Source organism: Aeromonas sp. 600948 (assembly GCF_049174875.1).
Taxonomy (GTDB): Bacteria; Pseudomonadota; Gammaproteobacteria; order Enterobacterales; family Aeromonadaceae; genus Aeromonas; species Aeromonas veronii_A.
In genome coordinates this window covers 26,055-46,629 of record NZ_JAAKTY010000015.1, presented here as the reverse complement: position 1 = coordinate 46,629, position 20,575 = coordinate 26,055, and the positions used below count along the sequence as shown (strand labels likewise).

At 56.8% G+C, this 20,575-nt stretch carries 19 protein-coding genes; 9 read left to right on the top strand and 10 right to left on the bottom strand.

Going from position 1 to position 20,575, the window contains the following annotated elements; genetic code table 11:
• Positions 1-58 precede the first annotated feature (58 nt).
• Both G5182_RS13615 and rmf read left to right on the top strand, forming a co-directional pair.
• Positions 59-1,969, top strand: coding sequence for an ABC transporter ATP-binding protein (locus G5182_RS13615; RefSeq protein WP_421254439.1), 1,911 nt, complete (start codon positions 59-61; stop codon positions 1,967-1,969).
• Between the two features lie 158 nt (positions 1,970-2,127).
• Positions 2,128-2,307: a ribosome modulation factor gene (gene rmf / locus G5182_RS13610; RefSeq protein WP_005315693.1), complete on the top strand. Its 180-nt coding sequence runs from the start codon at positions 2,128-2,130 to the stop codon at positions 2,305-2,307.
• Between the two features lie 84 nt (positions 2,308-2,391).
• On the opposite strand, the gene fabA is transcribed toward rmf, so the two are convergent.
• Positions 2,392-2,931 (bottom strand): 3-hydroxyacyl-[acyl-carrier-protein] dehydratase FabA, encoded by a 540-nt coding sequence (gene fabA, locus G5182_RS13605; protein WP_216954370.1) that lies wholly within the window; start codon positions 2,929-2,931, stop codon positions 2,392-2,394.
• A gap of 97 nt (positions 2,932-3,028) precedes the next feature.
• On the bottom strand, positions 3,029-5,005 hold the full coding sequence (locus G5182_RS13600) for a Lon protease family protein (protein WP_421254438.1): 1,977 nt from the start codon (positions 5,003-5,005) through the stop codon (positions 3,029-3,031).
• 129 nt (positions 5,006-5,134) lie between these two features.
• Here G5182_RS13600 and G5182_RS13595 point away from each other — a divergent pair, with 129 nt between their 5' ends.
• A complete protein-coding gene (locus tag G5182_RS13595; protein WP_227342918.1) occupies positions 5,135-5,410 on the top strand; it encodes a hypothetical protein in 276 nt (91 codons plus the stop codon).
• Here the strand turns inward: G5182_RS13595 and G5182_RS13590 are convergent.
• From G5182_RS13590 to G5182_RS13575, 4 genes are all read right to left on the bottom strand, one after another.
• A complete protein-coding gene (locus G5182_RS13590) occupies positions 5,387-6,064 on the bottom strand; it encodes a hypothetical protein (protein ID WP_227342920.1) in 678 nt (225 codons plus the stop codon). The two genes, G5182_RS13595 and G5182_RS13590, sit on opposite strands and share 24 nt — an antisense overlap.
• Positions 6,065-6,731: 667 nt before the next feature.
• Positions 6,732-7,196 carry a hypothetical protein gene (locus G5182_RS13585; RefSeq protein WP_421172900.1) on the bottom strand — a complete coding sequence of 155 codons (465 nt, stop codon included), beginning with the start codon at positions 7,194-7,196 and terminating at the stop codon, positions 6,732-6,734.
• 71 nt (positions 7,197-7,267) lie between these two features.
• On the bottom strand, positions 7,268-8,548 hold the full coding sequence (locus tag G5182_RS13580; RefSeq protein ID WP_227343050.1) for a tyrosine-type recombinase/integrase: 1,281 nt from the start codon (positions 8,546-8,548) through the stop codon (positions 7,268-7,270).
• Positions 8,549-8,926: 378 nt separating this feature from the next.
• Positions 8,927-9,229 carry a YebG family protein gene (locus tag G5182_RS13575; protein ID WP_139407553.1) on the bottom strand — a complete coding sequence of 101 codons (303 nt, stop codon included), beginning with the start codon at positions 9,227-9,229 and terminating at the stop codon, positions 8,927-8,929.
• Between the two features lie 170 nt (positions 9,230-9,399).
• On the opposite strand from G5182_RS13575, the gene G5182_RS13570 reads away from it, so the two are divergent.
• A complete protein-coding gene (locus G5182_RS13570) occupies positions 9,400-10,275 on the top strand; it encodes an esterase/lipase family protein (protein WP_227342924.1) in 876 nt (291 codons plus the stop codon).
• Positions 10,276-10,365: 90 nt separating this feature from the next.
• Here G5182_RS13570 and G5182_RS13565 read toward each other — a convergent pair whose 3' ends face one another.
• Positions 10,366-12,339, bottom strand: coding sequence for an SDR family oxidoreductase (locus G5182_RS13565; protein ID WP_227342926.1), 1,974 nt, complete (start codon positions 12,337-12,339; stop codon positions 10,366-10,368).
• A gap of 248 nt (positions 12,340-12,587) precedes the next feature.
• Between G5182_RS13565 and G5182_RS13560 the strand changes: the two genes are divergently transcribed.
• From G5182_RS13560 to G5182_RS13545, 4 genes are all read left to right on the top strand, one after another.
• Entirely contained in the window at positions 12,588-13,160 is a 573-nt protein-coding gene (locus G5182_RS13560) for a phasin family protein (RefSeq protein ID WP_005333118.1), read from the top strand.
• A 94-nt stretch (positions 13,161-13,254) separates the two neighbouring features.
• On the top strand, positions 13,255-14,442 hold the full coding sequence (locus G5182_RS13555; RefSeq protein ID WP_108612728.1) for a patatin-like phospholipase family protein: 1,188 nt from the start codon (positions 13,255-13,257) through the stop codon (positions 14,440-14,442).
• A gap of 1 nt (position 14,443) precedes the next feature.
• A complete protein-coding gene (locus G5182_RS13550) occupies positions 14,444-15,085 on the top strand; it encodes a TetR/AcrR family transcriptional regulator (protein WP_227342928.1) in 642 nt (213 codons plus the stop codon).
• 25 nt (positions 15,086-15,110) lie between these two features.
• Positions 15,111-15,899, top strand: coding sequence for a hypothetical protein (locus G5182_RS13545; protein WP_421254437.1), 789 nt, complete (start codon positions 15,111-15,113; stop codon positions 15,897-15,899).
• Positions 15,900-16,014: 115 nt separating this feature from the next.
• On the opposite strand, the gene G5182_RS13540 is transcribed toward G5182_RS13545, so the two are convergent.
• Both G5182_RS13540 and G5182_RS13535 read right to left on the bottom strand, forming a co-directional pair.
• Positions 16,015-17,445, bottom strand: a complete 1,431-nt coding sequence (locus tag G5182_RS13540) for a wax ester/triacylglycerol synthase family O-acyltransferase (RefSeq protein WP_319920515.1) — start codon at positions 17,443-17,445, stop codon at positions 16,015-16,017.
• Between the two features lie 255 nt (positions 17,446-17,700).
• The gene (locus tag G5182_RS13535) at positions 17,701-18,033 is read right to left on the bottom strand and encodes a polyhydroxyalkanoic acid system family protein (RefSeq protein WP_100645872.1); all 333 of its coding nucleotides are present in this window, start codon (positions 18,031-18,033) and stop codon (positions 17,701-17,703) included.
• A 259-nt stretch (positions 18,034-18,292) separates the two neighbouring features.
• Between G5182_RS13535 and G5182_RS13530 the strand changes: the two genes are divergently transcribed.
• Positions 18,293-19,021: an FFLEELY motif protein gene (locus G5182_RS13530; protein ID WP_319920514.1), complete on the top strand. Its 729-nt coding sequence runs from the start codon at positions 18,293-18,295 to the stop codon at positions 19,019-19,021.
• A gap of 99 nt (positions 19,022-19,120) precedes the next feature.
• Here G5182_RS13530 and G5182_RS13525 read toward each other — a convergent pair whose 3' ends face one another.
• The gene (locus G5182_RS13525; protein ID WP_319920513.1) at positions 19,121-20,566 is read right to left on the bottom strand and encodes a bifunctional 2-methylcitrate dehydratase/aconitate hydratase; all 1,446 of its coding nucleotides are present in this window, start codon (positions 20,564-20,566) and stop codon (positions 19,121-19,123) included.
• Between the last annotated feature and the right edge of the window lie 9 nt (positions 20,567-20,575).

The following is a 20,575-nucleotide window of genomic DNA, read 5'->3' as shown; positions in this document are numbered from 1 at the left end:
AAAACGGGGGCAGACCCAGTCTGCTGCCCGTTTTTTTCATATGAAATAAGGAACACACATGGCTCTTTTAACATTGCACGGCGCATGTCTGTCGTTCAGTGATTTCCCGCTGCTCGACAATGCCGAATTGACCATCGAGCGGGGCGAGCGCCTCTGTCTGGTTGGCCGCAACGGGGCGGGCAAGTCTACCCTGATGAAGGTCATTGCCAGCGAATTGCCGCTGGACGACGGGCGTCTGGTGCTGCAACAAGATTTGAAAGTGACCCGCCTTGAGCAGGATCCGCCTGCTTCCAGCGAGCTGACGGTGTTTGACTATGCCGCCGAAGGGCTGGCGGGGGTGGGGGAGCTGCTCAAGCAGTACCACCACATCTCCATGGAGCTGGCGAGCGATCCGTCAGATGCCAATATTCGCAAGATGAGCGAGTTGCAAGAGCAGCTCGACTATCAGAACGGTTGGCAGTTCGAGACCCGCATCAGTCAGGTGTTGACCCTGCTGGGGCTGGATCCCGATGTGACCCTCGATAGTCTCTCTGGCGGTTGGCTGCGAAAAGTGGCGCTGGCCCGTGCGCTGGCTTGCGATCCCGACTTGTTGCTGCTCGATGAGCCGACTAACCACCTGGATATCGAGGCCATCAACTGGCTGGAAGAGTTCCTCAAGGATTTCCGTGGCGCCATCGTTTTCATCTCCCACGACCGTGAGTTCATCCACAAGCTGGCGACCCGGATCATCGATCTGGATCGCGGCGTGATCACCTCCTGGCCCGGCAACTATGACGAGTACCAGCAGGGCAAAGAGGAGTGGCTGCGGGTCGAAGAGCTGAAAAATGCTGAGTTCGATCGCAAGCTGGCGCAGGAGGAGGTGTGGGTACGCCAGGGGATCAAGGCGCGCCGTACCCGTAACGAGGGGCGAGTGCGCGCCCTCAAGGCGATGCGCATGGAGCGTACCCAGCGTCGCGAACTGCAGGGCAAAGCCAAGCTGCAACTCGACGAGGCGAGCCGCTCCGGCAAGCTGGTATTTGAAGCTGAAGGGTTGGGACTCGACTTTGGTGATCGCACCCTGTTCGAGGGGCTGGATCTGCAGGTGCTGCGTGGGGACAAGATTGCGCTGGTCGGCCCCAACGGTTGCGGCAAGTCGACCCTGATCAAGCTGCTGCTGGGTCAGCTAGATGCCACTCGTGGTTCGGTGCGTCAGGGTACCAATCTGGAAGTGGCCTACTTCGATCAGTACCGCGAACAGCTCGATCCCGAGCAGACGGTGGTGGACAACGTCGGGGAGGGCAAGCAGGAAGTGATGGTGCGCGGTCGCTCCCGCCATATCCTCGGCTATCTGCAGGACTTCCTGTTTGAACCCAAGAGGGCCAGAACGCCGGTCAAGGCGCTTTCTGGCGGTGAGAAAAACCGTTTGCTGCTGGCCAAGCTGTTCCTTAAACCGAGCAACCTGCTGATCCTCGACGAACCGACCAACGACCTCGACGTCGAGACACTGGAGCTGCTGGAAGAGCTGCTGGCGGACTATCCAGGCACTCTGCTGCTGGTCAGTCACGATCGTCGCTTCATCGACAATACGGTAACCGGTTGCTGGCTGTTTGAGGGGGATGGCCGCATCAGCGACTACGTGGGCGGCTATGCCGACATGATTGCGACCCGCGAGCAGCAGCGTGCTCAGCAACAGGCCAAGAGCACGCCTGTGAAGGCTCCCGAGCCGGTAGCCACAGTGAGCGAAGCGCCGAAGAAAGGCAAAAAACTCTCCTACAAGCTACAGCTTGAACTGGATGGTCTGCCGGCGCGTCTTGAGCAGCTGGAAGCCGAACTCGATGCGCTGCAAAGCGAGATCAACCAGCCCGGTTTCTTCTCCCTGCCAAGCGAGCAGACCCAGCCCAAACTGGCCGAATTGAGTGCAGCCGAGACGGCGCTGGAGGAGGCATTTGCTCGTTGGGAAGAGCTGGAAGGACTCAAAAATCAGGAGTAAGTTCCCTGTAATTAAAACTTAATCCAGTTCAGTGCCTTGTGTCACATAGCCCGGTTAGGGTGGAAGTTTTTGTTTGACCGAGTGCGCTCGCAGGAGTAAAGATGAAAGCGACCGATGAGAATTTGGTCGCTTTTTTTGTTCCACGAAGAGGGTCGTAGATGATGAAGAGACAGAAGCGGGACCGTCTGGAAAGAGCTCGTGCTCGTGGTTATCAGGCTGGCGTGGTCGGCAAACAGAAAGAAGCGTGTCCGTATCAATGCCTGGATGCCCGTGGGCATTGGCTTGGTGGTTGGCGTGACGCCATGGAAGGGCGGGGCTCAGGCCTCTTCATGAAGTAGCAGGTACTTCATCACTCATTACAAAAGGAAAGGGGCCGTTGTGGCCCCTTTGCGTTAATGCTGTTTTACCACCAATCAGAGAGATCAGAATGCGGTAGTATCTTTGAAGAGGCCCACTTTCAGGTCGGTGGCGCTGTAGATCGGACGGCCGTCGACTTCGACCACACCATCAGCAATTCCCATCACCAGCTTGCGGTTGATGACCCGCTTGAAGGTGATCTTGTAGGTCACTTTCTTGGCGGTCGGCAGGATCTGGCCGGTGAATTTCACTTCACCCACGCCCAGAGCACGACCCTTGCCAGGACCGCCTTTCCAGCCTAGGAAGAAGCCAACCAGCTGCCACATGGCATCCAGACCGAGACAGCCAGGCATCACGGGATCGCCGGGGAAGTGACAATCGAAGAACCAGAGATCAGGGGTAATGTCGAGCTCTGCGAGGATCTCTCCCTTGCCGTGCTCGCCGCCGTGGTCATTAATCTTGACGATGCGATCCATCATCAACATGTTGGGGGCGGGCAGCTGACTGTTACCCTCACCAAACAGTTCGCCACGGCTGCAAGCCAGCAGCTCCTCACGGGTAAAAGAGTTCTTGCCCTGTTCGCACAGGGAAAGGCGGGCTTCCATGGTTGGATTGTCTACGGTCACACTGAGTTTCCTTCAAATGAATAAAGCTGCGTCAATCTAGCGTACAGTTGTTAGCTAAACAACTCCGATCACTTCATTAACGGCCCAACCAGCGCTCCAGCAGCGAGCGTAGTAGCCCGGCTTTTGCTGTGGTGCCGTTCAGTTCATCCAGACGCTCCTGAATACGGCCAAACAAGGTGTCAGGCATATCAGGTTCACCGGCCACACAACCGGTCAGTAGCTCGATGGCCTCTTCAACATGGTCCACCGGATGGATGTGGAACTGGCCTGCTTCAACCGCTGCAATCACCTCGTCAGAGAGGTTAAGCTGCTGGATGTTGGTGCCCGGCAAAATGATCCCTTGCTTGCCGGTGATGCCGTGGATCTTGCACACCCGGAAGAAGCCTTCAATCTTCTCGTTCACGCCACCAACGGCCTGCACATTGCCAAACTGATCGACCGCACCGGTCACGGCGAAGTGCTGATAGATAGGCTGGCGGGCGAGGGCAGAGAGCAGGGCACACAGGCCGGTCAGGGAGGCACTGTCACCATCGATTTCGTGGTAAGACTGCTCGAATACCAGATTGGCCGACAGAGGGGAGGGGTTCTCGGCACCGAACTTGTTGGAGAGGTAGCCGTGAATGATCATCATCGCCTTGGCATGAATATGGCCAGCCAGTTCAGCCTTGCGCTCGATATCCGCCACATCGCCATCACCCAAGTGAACAGTGGCGGTCAGGCGTACCGGTTCGCCAAAGTCATATGGGTGACCGGAGACCTGAATGACGGAGAGACCATTAATTTGGCCAATCTCTTCACCATCGGTTTGCAGCAGGATCTGGCCGTCGATAACCCCCTGATCGGACTGCTCAACCAGATAGTTGAGGCGATAATCCTGCTCCTCCAGCGCACCACGAATGTGCTCGTCGGTGACCTCTTCCGCTTCCAGCTCCCGTGCCAGACTGTCAGCCATCCTCATGATGGCGGAGAGTTGTACCGCGGAGAGAGAGAGCCACTCCTGGTGATCACAGAGTCTGCTGGCATGGCGACAGAGTGCGACAAGGGCTGCCGGTGTGAAATCCAGCAAGTTCCAGCGTTCACGTAACCAGGCCAGATACTGCAGAAACTCCTGCAGGTCTTCCTCTATGTTTACTTCGGATACTAGGTCGGCGCGCAGGAATATACGCTCTGACATGTCACGATCCAGCATCTGGAACTCAGCCACGTCCAGTCGGTCACCCACCAAGATCAGCTTGAGCTTGATGGGGGTCGCTTCAGGTGCAAAGAAGGGGGTTAGTGTCTTGCCTTCCTGATAGGCGTTCCAGTCCAGCTCGCCTTTTTGCATAGCATTTTTGAGCTTAAACCAAAGATGAGGCTGGTCGAGCAGCTCATCCAGTTGAAGAATAAGGTAGCCACCATTGGCCTGACGTAGCAAACCTGGTTCCAGCAAGTGCTGATTCGCGTAGACAGAACCCTGTTCTGTCTGATAGTTGATGGAACCAAACAGGGTATCCCAGTTGAGATCACGACCGTAAATTACCGGTGCTTCCTGCTCTTGGTGATGAATAAGCAGGTTGATCAGCACCGGATGCTGAAACTCCAGTCCCAATGCCACATGGGCCGCCAGATCCGAGAGAAAGTCATCGATCTTTGGATCGTTGTTTTGCTTGCGCATGATGCGGGTTACGATTCGCTCGGCATCGAGATGGTGGCTAAGCAACTTGAGTAGCTCGCCAACCATTTCGCAAAACTCAACGCCAGTACCGGGTTGCAGTCGCAGCCAGATAGGTTTGAACGGGTTGTTGAGATTCTCGGTATAGCAGAGGTCGAACAGATCGCCATCCTTACCATTGGAGTCGGCAATCAGAGTGCGGCACACATCTTCATAATCGGCACCGGGGAAACCGTTGAGCAGCATAACCGGGCAATCACCATCAAAACTGGCCAGACGTTTGATACCGGAGATTGCTCTGGGTTGCAGAGCGGCAAAGGGGATGGGATCAAGCTCACAAAGCCTGGGGAACTGTTCAATCGCAAAAGCGGGTTTTAATTGTTCTGATGTTAATTCAGCCACTTAAGACGTCCGGTCGAAGATAGGATCAATTGTTGCCATTATACACAGTTCAATAAGAGGTGACAGGAAACAAGATACCAAATTTAACATAATATACATTATGCGCAATGACGGATGCAGGAGGACTGAATGAAGAGAACTGAGCAATGGAGCCGCTTTGATGTGGCTGACGGCTTGGCCACTGAGGCCGATATGGTTGCCTATCTGCAGGCAGCCCTTGAAGATGGTGATCCGGCGCTGCTGACTGCGGCGTTTGATGATGTGGAGCGTGCTCGTGCCAAACTGCGTGGCCAGCCGAGCTACACACTGAAAGAACTGTTGGCACACTGTGACCCCAATGCCGCGTCACCAGGTGAAATGGATTGGGGCCCAGATATGGGTTCAGAGAAAGTTGATAGCCGGTGAATTGAGTTTCTTCAGAAAGTCTTCAGAAACTTCACCCTGTTCGTTAGCGTTCTCGAAGACTTGGCTCATCACACTGAGGTCTTCAAGGAAGATTGGCGGCAAAGAACCCATCAATGCGTGCATGAACTGAGGATTATCAGCAAGCTCATCGGATATTGTGGCAATGAGACTTTGCTGGAATGACCTCAGGTTGTTCTCTGACCAGATGATATAAGAAGCAGCGGCGAGAGTTACGATCTCAATGAACTCAAAGGCCAACACATCATCTTCTTGGCCCTCAGCACAGAGCCCTGCGTACATTTCATCTATCAATGGTTTTACATAGGAAAATGAAGGGTCTGGTTGCGGCAATGACTGAAACACACGAATCTGGTCATCGTTTAATGTGTAATGAGTTGATTGTCGAGCTATGGACGCCTGCTTCGCTTTTCTAGCCTGCTTGGCTTTGAGCTTCGAGCGCTGAGCCCGTTTGTCCCTGCTTGCCATATAGTCCTTCATTAAGTAGAAAATGAGATTCGTATGATGCAACAAGCCAAGATAGCAGACAAGGTTAAGGCTAATGCCGATAACCCCATTTATCGGCATCATTGTGAGAGATAACAAGGCTTTATTCAGCCGGTTCTGCGGCACAATTCCTTCACCAATCCAGCACATGACGATGAACCGTCACGAATGCCGCTCTCGGCCAGCTTAAGAAGATCCTCACCCAAGTCAGCAAGACCTGCCATCCGGTTCCCCTGCTGTTTGGCAATGTAGAGGTCGGCCAACTTGGCCAACTGATCCGCCAAAGCCCCCTCGCCCACAACATCTACTCGCTCAACCAGGAAGTCGGGCGGTGCCTTTTCCTGGTTGAAGTAGTCATCCCAATGATCAGATATACCCCCTCCCCTTAGTCGATATTCTGAAACCACAAATGTCCCATTTTGAGACAAGAGTCCACTATTAGAGGCTGCCTTGACCTGGTTAAAGTAGTCGCCTTAATGGATGGACAGATCCCCTGCCCTTACTCAATATGCTAAAGATGCAAATTTCCCGTGTTGAATAGTTAACACTTACAAAAGTGCTGGATCACCAATGCCCTTGATGCAATAAGCGCTCCCTCCCCTCTTGGCTTTCGTGACTTTTATAATGGTGCATTTAACGTAACCATTTATATATTTTCGTTATGTTGTGTTTGGCTCCTGAGTGTTTTCGGTAGCCCACGATGATGACCATTCTTATAAGTCATCAAATCACCTTTTTAGACCTCGATGCACTCCACAGAGAGAATGAAAAAGACCCGCCTTTTGCGAGACGGGTCTTGTTCTTTCATTCCGGCTGATCAGGCTATTAGCCAATGTTTGCGTTTGGGTATGGGCGTTCGCGGATGGGATATGTGGACATTGCTGCACATATCCATGATTAACCTCTTCAGTTCATTCATATCGACAGAGTGAAGTGTTAACGACCAGAATGCTCTCGCCTGGCTGTAGTGCATGCCGTTGGTATAGAGCAGGGTGTCATTTTCAAAACGAAGTTGGCTACAGGGTGCCTCCATCTGCAATCCTGTTTCGGGAAACCAGATATTCAACGTGCCTGAGGGGATAAGGGTAAATTGCGCCATCAGATCGCCTTGTCCGACAATCTTGTAGGTCTTCTTGATGATGTCTATCGGCATAGGGGGTTGTCTCGATGTTTGAGCAAGCGATTTGGTTATTTTTCTCTCTGATACGGAATAAATATTGATCCCGCGGATGGCTACCTGCTCGTTCTTAACAGCCCTGCTGTTCCCTGAACCGGTTGCCATCCAGAGAAGTACAAAATAACGGCACCAGCTTGAATTAGACCTTAATGAATCACTTTTTTAGGTCACGATGCTCACCCGCCCTTTGAACGATTATCTCTCGTTTGTTGGCTCAATCTGTCTAGCGGTTTTTGTTGCGCGCTCTCATGTCGTTCGCTGTTGCTGGTGTGCAGGTATTTCGAAGTGGTGTCGATGCTGTCATGTCCTGCATCGGCTTGTACGTGGGAAAGCGGTCGACCATGCAGGTTGATGTCATGGGTGATCCCGGTGTGGCGGATCGCATGGGGAGAGAGTTGCCGCATCTCGGCCGCATCCTGGACAAATCCATCCTGCTCTGCCAATTCTGCGCCTTTACCGATGATCACCATGATCAAATCCCGTAGCTGGCGAATTCCAAGGTTGGCGTTGAGTTCCCCCTGATCGCGACCATGTGCTGCCGCTTTATGGCGAACGAACAGTGGTGTCTGTTCATCCGGTCTCGGCAAGGGAGAGAGACCGAGGAAACGGCGGTAGCGTTCGAGTGCCGCCAACAGCGCTTGGGATACCGCTACGGTACGCCGTTTGCCCCCCTTGCTTTGCGGAATAAAGTAGCCCCAGACGCCGGTTTTGCGATCCCGCCTGAACTGCCCCATCACAGGGGTAAAGCCCGGCCGGGCTGCAACCTCAGAGATCCGCAGATAGCAGGCGTACATCAGAATGGTGAGAAAACGGCTGCGCTCGTGTTGCTCCGGATGGTCGTTGGCAAGGGTATCGGCGGCCTGCATCACGTATGACCACTGCAATTCGCTGAAGGCCTGAACCTGATCATCGGCCTCCTGCTGTTGCGGCCGTTTGACCCGCTGCAGCAGCAGAGCGGGATTCCTGTCCATGTACTCCTCCTGGATCAGGAACTGGAAGAAGGCCGACAGGATGGCGAGCTTGGTCTTCATCGCCTGCTCGCTAAGACGATAGGGCAAGGTGCGGCCCAGCTCCCGCTTGCCGAGAAACGGTCGCCATTGCGGATTGGGCAACCGCTCTCCCCACTCCTTGTCGAGGATGAACTGCGCTACGTTGCGATAGGCGATCAACTCGTCAGGGGGCGACTGACAGTAGTCGAGATAGCGGATCATGATGCGGCGAGTGAGATCTTTCGGGCTGATGGCCGCCTCGCGAAAGCACCAGTGTAAAAAAGTGGTCAGTTCGCTGCGATAGGTTTTGTAGTTGTTTTCGCTGTTGCGCTGCTCTAGCAGCCAATCGACCGCCAGTTCGTAAACCAGCCCGGCATCGGGCACATCATTGAGGCTGAGGTTGGCAAGGTACTGATTGACCTGCGGATTGCCAGCTTCCAGATAGATAAGGCTGTCAAACAGCGGCATGGCCGGCGGCAAGGATAATGGTTGTTGAGTCATGGTGTTGCTTGTTGATGCTGAGATGAGTCGATATGAGCCTGTGAGCCGAGTTGCTAGAAAAGGGCTCGTGATAGATGAATGCGGCTTCTATTGGGATTGGTACTGCCTCTTGTTGTTGCTGATTAAAGTCACCGGGAGCGATCTGGATAACGTTCTCTCCACTGTTTGCTCATTATTTCCTCATAGATCTGGCTGGTGTCGCTCAGTGGTGCACGCTATTCAGTTATGCATAGGATATGCAGCATGGTTAAAAAATTCTCGGGGTAAATAGCCGTGAAAATGGTTTTAAATGCAAATAAAGTGAATGCGTTGAACCATTTATCCCGAGAAATAAGGTCTGTGCCATCAGGCCACCTGCTTTAGTGGCTTCTCCTTGCGCTTGGCTGCTGGAGCCTGTTCCTCTTTCGTGCCTGCCTGAACCTTGCCGCCGCGCAGCAGGGTTTGCAGCACATCGCGTTGCTCTGCCAGGTAGAATGCCAGACTCTCTTGCTGCTCTGGGGCCAGCTCGATCGGGGCGCCAGCCAACAGGGTCATCAACTCGTCTGCCGTATCCAGCAGCTTGTCATAGGCATCGGCCTCTTTTTTGCTGGCAAAGGTCATTTTTTCCACTCCCCCACGAACAACCACATATTTGATCTCGACAGCCATGATGGCCTCCTCTTGGTGATGATGGATAGAGTATATGTATGGATATACAGTATTGCAAATAACCTCACCGGAAATGAGTTCGTCGGGGGTTAGCGACAAAAGCCGCGCTGGATCAAGTTGTCTCAAAGTGCCATTTGACTTCCACGCCAGACTGGTCGGATCATGGCCTTATGACGATCGTACGACACCTGTTTATCCTGCTGATGGTAGAGGTGCTGCTCCTCGGGAGTATCGCCCACGTGGTCGTGGGACTCCCCTGGTTGCTGACCCTGCTGTTTGTGGTGTTTGCCCTGCTTGGGTTGCGCTGTCTGGTGGTGCTCGGCAGCTGGCTGTTTACCCGCTTCTACCCCTCCCCGGCTATCGGCCCCTGGCGCAGGGTGAAGATGATGGCGCAGGAGATGCTGGCCTACCTCTACACCTTCACCTTGTTGCTACCGTTCGAGCCTTTGCTGATGGCACCAGATCGGCTGCGGCCATACCAGCGTCCCGTATTGCTGGTGCATGGTTACGGTTGCAGTCGCGGGATCTGGCGCACCCAGCGCGCCCGATTGGAAGCCGCAGGCCATGTGGTTGCCACCATTACCCTGATGCCACCATTTGGTCATATCGATGAGATGGTGCCGCTATTGGCCAAGCGAATTGACGATGTGCTCGCGCAAACCGGGGCTGACAAGCTGGTGCTGGTCGGTCACAGCATGGGGGGGCTGGTCTGCCGCGACTATCTGGCTCTCCATGGGGGTGACAAGGTCGCACGCCTGATCACGCTGGCTACGCCTCATCAGGGCAGTCAGCTAGCCGCCCTTGGGCTTGGGGCCAATGCCCGCGAGATGGAGCCCGGCTCCGGTTGGTTACAGCGTTTTGCTTCGGTGCCGCTTTGCGTGCCCGGCATCTCGGTGCGCACCAGTCACGACAATGTGGTGATGCCGCAGGAGCGGCAACGATTGGCGGGAATGGAAGATATCGAGTTGCCTGCCATTGGCCATCTCTCTCTGCTCTACTCCCGTCGTACGACAGATCTGCTGCTTGATCTGCTGTCCCGAGTCTGACCCTCCTTATTCGTCCTTCAACTGTTATTCCAAATAAAACAGGGGCCTGATTGCTCAGGCCCCTGTTGATCTCTTTATCCCATCATCCGGTTAGAAGTGTATCCCCTTGATCAGGGTCGAGACGGCAACCTGATCGGCGGTCGCCTTGGACTTGTCGCCGTCCTTGGGATCGGCAAAGGTGCGGAAGCTGGTGTTCATGATCACCTGGGCGACGCGCGGTGCCAGGGCATGCACCATCTGACCAAATACCCCGAGGCGTGTGGCCAGTCGCACATGCTTGTTGATGATGGTATCGCACACCAGATCGGCCGCCTCTTCCGGCGTCATCATCGGTACCTGCTCATAGACCTTGGTCGGCGCGACCATCGGCGTTTTCACCAGCGGCATATTGATGATGGAGAAGCTGACCCCTTTATCGGCAAACTCGGAGGCGGCGGTACGCACCCAGGCATCGAGGGCCGATTTGGAGGCAACATAGGCGGAGAAGCGCGGCGCATTGGTCAACACCCCGATGGAGGAGATGTTGATGATGTGCCCTTTTTTCTTCTCAATCATGGTGGGCAGTACCCCCATGATCACCTTGAGCGCACCGAAGTAGTTGAGCTGCATGGTGCGCTCCAGATCGTGGAAGCGATCGAAGGAGTCCTCGATGGAGCGGCGGATGGAGCGGCCGGCATTGTTGACCAGAATATCGACGCCACCGTGATCGGCCACGATGCGAGCGGTGATCTCCTCGGCCTGCGCCAGATTGGAGAGATCCCCCTGATAGATTTCGATGGTCAGCCCCAGCTCGGCAAACTCCGCTTTAGTCTCGGCAATCTTCTGCTCGTCGCGAGCGATGGTAACGACGTTGGCCCCCGCACCCGCCAGCTTGCGCGCGGTTGCACGGCCGATACCAGAGGTGGCTCCGGTCACCAGCACCACCTTGCCCTCTACCCGACCACGCAGGGAGCGATCGATGAAGAGCTCCGGGTCGAGGTGGCGCTCCCAGTAATCCCATAACCGCCAGGCGTAGCTGTGCAGCGGTGGCACTTCGATACCGGTCCCTTTCAGTACCCGCTGGGTTTCGCGACTGTCGAAACGGGTGGGATAGCTGATAAGGCGGAACACATCCTTGGGCAGACCCAGATCGGCGATGGCGGCATCGCGGATGCGGCGCACCGGCGCCATGGTCATCAGCATGGCGGTCAGGTGGCGGGGAATGAAGTTAAAGAGAGAGGCATTGATGCGGATCGCAGGCTCCGGCGCATGGGCGGCGCGGGAGAAGGTGCTCAGCATGTCGCCGACCCGCATCGGGTTGGGGTCGGTCAGGTGGAAGGTTTTGTTCTCCTCGCCCTCCTGATGGGCGATATGCTCCATGGCATCGACCACAAAGTTGACCGGCACTATGTTGATGCGCCCGCCCTCAACCCCGATGGCTGGCATCCAGGGCGGCAGCAGACGGCGCAGTTTCTGAATGGTCTTGAAGAAGTAGTAAGGGCCGTCGATCTTGTCCATCTCGCCGGTATTGGAGTCACCGACAACGATGCCCGGGCGGTAGACCCGCCACGGAATGGTGCACTCGTTTCGCACAATCCCTTCCGCTTCGTGCTTGGTCTGGAAGTAAGGCATGTCGAGGTGCTCGGCTTCATCGAACATGTCCTCGCGAAACAGACCGTCGAACAGGCCCGCTGCAGCGATGGAGCTGCAGTGATGGAACTGCCCCGTCCCCAGCCGCTCGGCAAGTTGAACAGCCTGACGGGTCCCTTCGGTGTTGACCTGCTGCTGGATCCCTGCCTTGGCGTTGAGGTCATAGATAGCAGCCAGATGGAAGAAGTGCTCGATCTTGCCGATCAACTGCTCCTGCATCTCGATCGATACCCCCAGCAGCGGTTGCGTCATGTCGCCAAAAACCGGGACTGCGCGCGATTCATCCACATTCCAGAATGCAAATAACTCCGGCAATTTATCCTGATGAGAGGCGCGCATCAGAAAATAGACGATACAGTCGGGATGCTGTTGGAATAACTTTTTGATCAATCGACGCCCGATAAAACCACTACCGCCAGTAATGAAATAGTTCATAAAGAGAATCCTGCTACTGATTAGGGTATTACTAGGTTGTTAGATATATCACGATTCATATGGGAATCCGCAATTTGATTGTCGGTTCGTGAGCAAACCCTAATTTCGGTGGTGTGCCTGTTCCGTTATTAGGTAGAACCCTCTATTTTTTGTCCCTAGACTGAAGTTGAAAAATCAGTAATGCCACAACCCGATTGCAGTTTCGTTGTCGCCATTACATTTAACTGTCGTTATTCAAGGAGAAGATCATGGCTAAGAAATTGAAAGCGCTGGCAGGGTCAGTGACCGACAACCAACTCACCTCCACCATCAAGGAGTCCACCCAGCAGATCTGGTTGGCGGGTCTGGGTGCCTATGCCAAGGCGCAGGAAGAGGGTGGCAAGATCTTTGAAGCGCTGGTGCAGGAAGGTGAAGCGCTGCAAGCAAAAACCCGTCAGAGCGCAGATGAGAAGATTGCCGCTGTGACCGACAAGACCGCCAATACCTGGGGTCGTCTGGAGCAGGTGTTTGAAGATCGCGTGGCCCGCGCTGTGGCCAGCCTCGGCATTCCGACCCGCAAGGATATCGACAAGCTCTCCAAGCGCATGGCCGAGCTGACCGATGTGGTCCAGCAACTGCTGGATGCACAGGAAGAAGAAGCCCCGGCCGCAGAAGCCAAACCGGCTGCCGCCAAAAAGCCCGCTGCCCGCAAGCCTCCGGTAAAGAAGGCACCGGTAGCCAAGGCTAAAGAGGCCGTGGTTGAGCAGGCCGCCGATCTCCTCTCCGCTGCAGAAGATGCAGTCAAAGAGGTGAAGGCCAAGGCCGAGAGCGTTCTGCCCTGATCCCTCGCGGTGACGGAAGGTGATTGATACCGGCCCATGCCCTGCGCTGGGCCGGTCTTGTCATGGTGAATGTCATGGATAGGGAGGCGACGCTATGAGTACCATCGCAATTGCCCTTGCTGGCGGCGGGCCCCTCGGCGGCATCTACGAGATCGGTGCCTGCGCTGCCCTCTCTGACAGCATCAGTGGCTTGCGCCTTGACCATGCCGATATCTATGTCGGCGTCAGTTCGGGGGCCGTGGTGGCATCGGCGCTGGCCAACGGCATCTCGCCGGCTAAGCTGGTGCGGATCCTGCTCAGCGATGATTCGGGGGAGATGTTTGACCCGGCCACCTTGCTGCGCCCCGCCTTTCGTGAATACGCTGACCGTCTGACCTCGATCCCGCCACTGGCGTGGCAGAGCCTGACCTACTATCTGGCGGCGCCCTGGAAACGCAGCCTGTTTGAATCGCTGCAGGGGCTCTCCAAGGCCATTCCGACCGGACTGTTCGACAACCGCGGGGTGGATCGCACCCTGACCCAGTTTTTTTCTCGTCCCGGCCGCAGCAACGATTTCCGCCAGCTGCGCAGCCGACTGTTTGTGGTCGCTACCGAACTCGATACCGGCCATCCGGTCGCCTTCGGCAGCCCGGGGCTCGATGACGTGCCCATCTCGGCGGCGGTACAGGCGTCGGCCGCCCTGCCCGGCCTCTTTCCCCCTTCATTGATTAACGGGCGTTACTATGTGGACGGGGCGCTGATCAAGACTCTGCACGCTTCGGTAGCGCTGGAAGAGGGGGCGGATCTGGTGTTCTGCATCAATCCGCTGGTGCCCTATGATGCGGACATGGCCGCCGGCGCGCCCACCAATCTGGTGGACAGCGGTCTGCCGGTGGTACTGGCCCAGACCTTTCGCGCCATCATCCACTCCCGTATGCATGTGGGGATGGATCGCTACAAACACCAATATCCGGACGCCGACGCCCTGCTGTTTGAGCCCTCTTCTGCCGATGGCGAGATGTTCTTCACCAATGTGTTCAGTTATCGGGATCGCCGCCGTCTCTGCGAGCACGCTTACCAGCATACCCGCCGCGATCTCTGGCAGCGCCGTGACGAGCTGGCGCCGGTGCTGGCCAAGCATGGCCTCGAGCTCAATCTGGCCGCGCTGGCCGATGAAGATCGCACCCTGCTGGCCCCCGGCATTGGCTCGGTTGCCGCCCTCGACAAGTCGCTGGAGCAGCTGCAGCACTGGCTTGCCAAACGCTATCGCCACGGCGTGCGTCGTTCATCACCAAAGGAGTAGCATGGATCGCAAACCCAAACGTCGTACCCGGGAGCGGATCCTGACCACTGCCCTCGCCTGCTTCAATCGACAAGGGGAACCCAGCGTCACCACCTCGGCCATTGCGGCCGAGATGGAGATCAGCCAGGGCAATCTGTACTACCACTTCCACAACAAGGAGGAGATCGTCAACGCCCTGTTCTGCGAATTTGAACAGCAGATGGATCGCCTGCTGGAGGCGGTCAGCACCCCGTCCGATGAGCCAGAAGATATCTGGCTCTTTCTCCACCTGATGTTTGAAGCCATCTGGCAGTACCGTTTCCTCTACTACGATATCGCGACCCTGATGAGTGGTTATCATCAGGTAGAGCACCGCTTTTCCGCCCTGCTGCGCCGCAAGGAGCAGACTGCCATCGCCATTTGCAACCATCTGCAAACGGTCGGGCTGATGGAGGGCACGGCGCAACAGATGCGCACGCTGGCGGCCAATGTGGCGCTGGTGGGCACATTCTGGATCTCTTATCAGCGGGCACTGCACCCCAAGGCGGACGCCGATATTGCCCTCGGCGTCTTTCAGGTGATGCAGCTGGTCGCACCCTATTTGCGGGCCGATGCTCGCGCTCATTTGGGCGCCCTCGCCCACCACTACACCGACAAGGTTTGATTCACATGCTACAGGGAGAACAAGCATGACCACTTCACAACTCGAATTTGTCCCCTTCCCCTACGCGGATGCGGCCTATGACTATGCCGGCCAGAAGCTGGCGGACAACTGGGATCGACTCCATCAGGGGGATGCCGAATCTTGGCCTGAAGATGAACAGGTTCAGGATGCCTGGCGGGCCTATCATGCCGGGGATTTTGCCCAGGCCGTCGCCCTTGGCGAAGCGGCCGGTGAGGCGGGCTTCAATGTGGCGAACAAGGCACTGGTGATCCATGCCAGCTATCTGCTGGAAGACAAATATGCCAAGCGCGCCGCCTTCGAGCGGGCGGCCAGCCATGCCGAGAAGCTGCAAAAGCGTCAACCCAAGAACGCCAACGCCTGGTATTTCCACGCGCTGGCCCTCGGGCGCTACAGCCAGGTGATCTCCATCTCCAAGGCCCTCTCGCAAGGAATTGGCGACAAGATCAAGGCAAGCCTTGAGAAGACTCTGGAGCTGGCGCCAGATCACGCCGAGGCCCATATTGCCTTTGGCGCCTGGCATGCGGAGATCGTCGACAAGTTGGGGGCCATGATCGGCGGCCTCACCTATGGCGCCAAGAAGGAGGAGTCCGAGCGTCACTTCAAGGAGGCGCTGGCGCTGATCCCCGACTCGGCTATCGCCCGCATGGAGTACGCCAACGCTCAGGTGATGCTGCACGGCAAGAGCCGCCTGAAAGCAGCCGAAGCCCTCTATGCCGAAGCGGCTGAGTGCGAACCCATGGATGCCATGGAGCGCCTCGATGTAGAGGCGGCGCGGGAAGAGTTGGAGGATTAACCACCATTCTTGCCACGGATAGATAACAAAACAAGAGGCCAACCCGCGGGTTGGCCTCTTTTATGATGGGGGCTGACCGGTTGGCTACGCCGTCACCGGTCGCTCAAGTGCACACTCAACCGAGCAGCGCATCCAGTCCGTTGGGGTCAAACAGTAGCTCCGGCTCCATCAGAACCAGCAACAGCAGTTGCTCGAACTCCACCGCAAACCGCTCGACCACCCGATCCGGATCCGGTACCAGCTTCTTGTCGGTGATAAGGCCCAGCTGCACCTTGTGATCGTAAGAGAGGATGGAGACGCCGACGCCGATATCCCCCGATTGCGGCACCCAGAACAGCGGCTGACGCAATTTTGCTCCAGCCAGATAGAGGGTCTGCTGCGGGCCGGGCACATTGGTGATCACCGCGCTGGCCTTGGCCGTGAGCAGCTCGACGGCCTGCTGTTGCACCGCATTGGGGGCCATGCCAAGGGCATGTAACAAGTTGAGCACCACCACGGGTTGCAGCGAGGTGCGTAGCGCCTGCATCCGGTCACGCACGGTATAGAGCCGCTGCAACGGGTGTGCAACATCCAGTGGCAAGTCCAGGGCCACCAGCCCGAAGCGGTTGCCAAGTGCCCCCTCATCGTCCGGTGCACGCATATTGACCGGCACCAGGGCGCGGATCTTGACCTTGTTGGCATCATCCCCCTTCTCCTGCAGGTAGTGGCGAAACGCCCCTGCGGTGGCGGCGATCAGCAGATCGTTGACCGAGCAGCCCAGCACCTTGCCCACTGCCTTGATATCCGGCAGATCAATTTGCTCCGACCAGGCCACCCGCTTGGTGCTGGTGGTCTTGCCCCGCAGGCGGCAGGGTGAATCATCACCTAGGGTGGCGATATTGCACAGCTCGCTCGCCACATCCCGCCCGGTCTTGAGGTAATCCACCGCCTTGGTGGGATGGGTGACCACTTCGACATATTTGGACCAGAGGCTACCGGTCAGCTTGAGACCGGCCCGCACCAGACGGCTGCCCTGGTGGCAATCCTCCTCATCCTCGTCATCGCTGTCATCCAGTGGCTCCGGTGACGGTGGTCGCGGCGCCCCTTCCGGGGTGTTATCCATCATGGTCAGCATGGCCCGCACCAGCGAGAAGCCGTCGCCCATGGCGTGGTGAATGCGCACCACCAGCGCTTGCCCACCCAGCGACGTGTCGGTCAGGTGCATATCCCACAGGGGGCGCTGGTGGTTGAGCGGCGTCGAGGCGAGATCGGCCACCAGCTTCTCCAGCTCCAGCTTGCCTGCTTCACCCGGCAGGATCACTCGCTTGAGGTGCTGATCGAGATCGAAATCGGGATCATGGCGCCAGTAGTAGGAGCCCCCCTCCAGCACGGCCCGCTGGTGGAAGCGGGGCTGTACCGAAATGGTGTGGCGCAATCCGGCCCGCAGACGCGCTTCATCAAGCTCTCCTTCAAACATCAGGACACCGATGATCTGCATCAGGTTGTTGGGTCTGTCCATGCGTAACCAGGCGGTATCGACGCAGGAGATAAATTCACTCAGTGGCATGGTTGTTTCCCTACAAAATGAATTTACCGAGGCGGCAAATTGCTCCTGCCCTCATATCCGGATGAAGACTTGATGCAATCAGAATGACATTAATGAGTGCCGACTCGAAATATGAAATAAAGATGAAAGATTACTTAAAAAATAGAATTGAGACCTCGCCGAATAATAAATCTGACAAACTATATGGCTTGCCAACTTATTTCAAACAGCCATCGTTTACAGCTGGTTTATTTAAAACCAGTGCAACGAAGAGTTTCAAACACGTTTGGGGCAAGGTAAGCGATTGTCGACATAATCGAGGATCTCCTGCTCCAGTACGCTGCGTACAGGCAACAGCATCAAACCAAGATGCACTTCCAGTTCCAGGGTATCTTCGTCCAGGGTGAGAGTGCCATGTACCCCTGAGCCGCGAAAACGAAGCTCGGTCTCCTCTTCATCTGCCCATTCGCAATCGAGTTGATAGCTCTCGCTCATGTCCGCAGCGATGGCTTCGGCCGCGATCCGGGCGGCGGCCAATCCCAGCGGATGCTGACGGCTGATCTGGATGGTAGAGAGTGCGCTGCTGCCAGCGAGCGAGTTGAAGAACATGGTCGTTACTCTGGGTCATAAGTTAGTTATTGATATTAAACACATGTTCACAACAAATGAAAGGATGGTTCACATAAATGGGACTCACTTAACAGAGTCGAGAGGGATGCAGGCCATCAGCGGGGCATGGCATTTATTCCCTCCCCCGTGCGCGCTACACTTGTCACGGAACCTTCAGCAAAAGCTGCTTGTTTTTCATTCACTTGTATCTTCGTATCACCCAATTCCCATCAATGGGCCCAAGGCCAGAGAGCTGTAGATGACGCATCAAGAACATGCCCACGACGACGATAGCACCCTGGGTCGGCTATACCGCCAGCTCAAGCGGGTTGCAGCCTTGCGCGAGCAGATGCGTGCCCACCCGGAAGATCAGCAGGATCGGGATCGGCTACGCCAGTGGCAGGCCGACCGGTTGGGGCGAACCCATCGTGATCTGCTGGAGAGTGACCGCTACGGCCCTGCCGCCGAGTTTTTCCTGACCGATCTCTATGGCCCGGGGGATTGTGCCCGCCGCGATGCGGACGTGATGCGGGTGATGCCGACCGCCGAGCGGTTGTTGCCGGAGTCCGGTCTCAAGGTGCTGGCGCAGGCGATCGAGCTAGACGCTCTCTCCGAAGAGCTGGATTACCTGATGGTGGTGGCGCTACGGCGCATTGATGGCATTGCTCCCATCACACCGGACCATTACACCATCGCCTATCGTGCCGTAGGTGAACAGGCGCGCCGGGAACATCAGATTGCGCTGGTGAGCGAGCTTGGCATGACGCTGGACAGGCTGGCGAGAAAACCACTGCTGGGGGCGACCCTCAAGCTGGTGTCAGGTCCCGCCCATCTGGCGGGGCTTGGCGAGCTCTTCTCCTTTGTCGAGCGTGGTTATCAGGTGTGTCATCAGATGGGGTGTGCCAACGAGTTTCTCGAAACCATCGCCAGTCGCGAGACGGCCATCATGACGGCGCTTTTTAACGGCGACAGCCGTGTGCTGGGGTGAGGCTTATCGAGGGATAAGCCGCCAGAATAACAAAGCGGGCCGATGAGCCCGCTTTTCGTTTATCACTGTTTGCCGATATGTTGGCCAATGCAAGACCGGTCAGATCACCAGCAGATCCATAAAGGCGTGTACCGGGGTGGCGGCAAGACGCGGCCCATCCTGACAGAGGGCCAGAATGTCGCTGACCCGTTTGGCCGGGAAGCGGGTGGCCAGATTGTGTTGGAATTTCTCCACCAGCAGCGGGATCCCCTCCTCCCGACGGCGACGATGGCCGACCGGGTACTCCACCTCCACCTTGGCAGTGTGAGTGCCGTCCTTGAAGAAGATCTGGATGGCGTTGGCAATGGAGCGCTTGTCCGCCTCCAGATATTCGCGGCTGTAGCGTTTGTCCTCCTGCACCACCATCTTGCTACGCAGCGCGTCGATGTGGGGATCGGCCGCCACGTCATCCTCGTAATCCTCGGCGATGAGGCGCCCAAAGATGAGCGGCACCGCCACCATGTACTGCAGGCAGTGATCCCGATCGGCCGGGTTATTGAGGGCACCGACCTTGCTGATGATGCGAATGGCCGACTCATGGGTGGTGAGTTCGATACGGTCGATCTCGTCGAGCCGCCCCTTCACCTGCCCATGCAGCTTCATGGCGCACTCTACCGCAGTTTGGGCGTGGAACTCGGCGGGATAGGAGATCTTGAACAGCACGTTCTCCATCACATAGCTGCCGTACCCCTGATGCAGAGCGAACTGATTGCCCTTGAACAGCACATCGTAGAAACCCCACTTGGGGGCGCTCAGTACGCCTGGATAGCCCATCTCGCCGCTCATGGTGATAAGGGCGAGGCGCACCGCGCGAGAGGTGGCATCCCCCGCCGCCCAGCTCTTGCGGGAACCCGCATTCGGGGCATGACGGTAGGTACGCAGGCTTTGCCCATCGACCCAGGCCTGGGAGACCGCATCGATCACCTGATCACGGGTGCCACCCAGCATATGAGTCACCACGGCTGTGCTGGCGACCTTGACCAGCACCACGTGATCGAGACCAACCCGATTGAAGGAGTTCTCCAGCGCCAGCACCCCCTGAATTTCGTGGGCTTTGACCATGGCCACCAGCACATCGGCCATGGTGAGCGGCGCCTTGCCCTCGGCCACGCGAGTACGGGAGAGCCAGTCGGCAGTGGCCAGAATACCGCCCAGATTGTCGGATGGATGACCCCACTCGGCGGCCAGCCAGGTGTCGTTGTAATCGAGCCAGCGGATGATGGCGCCGATATCCCAGGCTGCCTTGACGGGGTCGAGGCAGAGCTGGGTACCGGGCACCCGGGCACCGTGGGGCACGACAGTACCGGGTACGATGGGGCCAAGGTGCTTGGTACACTCGGGAAAGCGCAGGGCCAGCAGGCCACAGCCCAGCGTATCCATCAGGCAGTAACGGGCGGTGTCGAGAGCCGCCTCGCTGGTTACGGGGTGGTTGCAGACATAATCGGCAATATCGACCAGTACCTGATCGGGCTCGGGTCTGTGGTTGACGTCGACGTTGGCGGACATCGTGATTTC